We start from the raw sequence: 1,188 nt of genomic DNA on the forward strand, positions 1-1,188 counted from the left end.
GCCCGGTTACATTCCGAACCCGGAAGCTAAGCCTTTCAGCGCCGATGGTACTGCAGGGGGGACCCTGTGGGAGAGTAGGACGCCGCCGAACAATCTTTCAAAGGACCCTTGGTCCAGCGTTCAACGCTGGACCAAGGGTCCTTTTGTTTTTGTATCTCTTTACGCCGAAGCGCGGCCATGGGTTGGTTGCGCGAGAATGACTAGCGGTACCCCGAAGACAGGAGTCACACCCATGTCCAACTCTCCCGACGATCGTCCGGAGCGCGAGCCTCGGCGCAACGACGGCGGTGACAGGGGCGGCTACCGCGGGGGCCGTGACGACCGTGGCGGTGACCGTGGTGGTTTCCGTCGCGACGACCGCGGTGGCCGTCCGACCGGTGCCGGCGGCAGCTTCCGCCGTGACGACCGCGGTGGCCGTCCCGCCGGCGGCGGTGACCGTCCCACCGGCGGTGGCTACCGGGGTCGTGATGACCGTGGTGGGGACCGTCCGAGCTACCCGCGCCGTGATGACCGTGGTGACCGTCCCACTGGTGGTGGCTACCGGGGTCGTGATGACCGTGGTGGGGACCGTCCCAGCTACCCGCGTCGTGACGACCGGGGTGACCGTCCCACTGGTGGTGGTTTCCAGCGCCGTGACGACCGCGGTGGCGACCGCCCCACCGGTGGTGGTTACCCCCGCCGTGACGACCGTGGTGGCGACCGCCCCTCGTTCCGTCGTGACGACCGTGGCGACCGCCCGAGCTACCCGCGTCGTGATGACCGTGGTGGGGACCGTCCGAGCTACCCGCGCCGTGACGACCGGGGTGACCGTCCCGCCGGTGGTGGTTTCCAGCGGCGTGACGACCGTGGTGGGGACCGTCCGAGCTACCCGCGTCGTGATGACGACCGGGGTGGGCGTCCCAGCTACCCGCGCCGTGACGATGACCGTGGTGGTTTCCGCGGTGGCCGTGACGACCGTGGTGGGGACCGTCCGAGCTACCCGCGTCGTGACGACCGGGGTGAGCGTCCCAGCTACCCGCGTCGCGACGACCGGGGTGACCGTCCCACTGGTGGTGGCTTCCAGCGCCGCGATGACCGCGGTGGCGACCGCCCCAGCTACCCGCGTCGTGATGACGACCGGGGTGGGCGTCCCAGCTACCCGCGCCGTGACGATGACCGTGGTGGTTTCCGCGGTGGCCGTGACGACCG

General features: G+C 69.9%; 1 protein-coding gene and 1 rRNA gene. Both read left to right on the forward strand.

All coding sequences use genetic code 11. The features are described 5' to 3' along the window. Positions 1–91 (forward strand): 5S ribosomal RNA (gene rrf / locus ACZ4M3_RS32090); the annotation flags it as partial. Positions 92–314: 223 nt separating this feature from the next. After that, positions 315–1,188: hypothetical protein (locus ACZ4M3_RS32095; protein WP_467738632.1), on the forward strand; the 874-nt coding region annotated here is incomplete at its 3' end.

The organism is Streptomyces sp. NPDC026522 (assembly GCF_055567555.1).